This is a genomic window from Microvirga pakistanensis (assembly GCF_004458765.1).
Lineage (GTDB): Bacteria > Pseudomonadota > Alphaproteobacteria > Rhizobiales > Beijerinckiaceae > Microvirga > Microvirga pakistanensis.
Map to the genome: position 1 here is coordinate 1 of NZ_SPJX01000006.1, position 223 is coordinate 223.

General features: G+C 65.0%; 1 protein-coding gene. It reads right to left on the reverse strand.

Translation table 11 applies throughout. From position 1 onward, the window contains the following. A partial coding sequence (locus E4K09_RS00020) for a CoA-transferase (RefSeq protein WP_280177430.1) occupies positions 1-223 on the reverse strand: 223 nt, incomplete at both ends.

The following is a 223-nucleotide window of genomic DNA, read 5'->3' on the forward strand; positions in this document are numbered from 1 at the left end:
AACGCCGAGATCGGTGATCACCAGATCGACCACGCCGGCGCCGGTGAGCGGCAGCGTGCATTCTCTCAGCAGCTTCGGCTCCTCCGAACCATCCTTGCCCTTGGCCACGTGTTCCATCACCACGACCACGCGCTTCACGCCCGCGACCAGGTCCATGGCGCCGCCCATGCCCTTCACCATCTTGCCGGGGATCATCCAGTTGGCGAGATCGCCGTTACTCGCC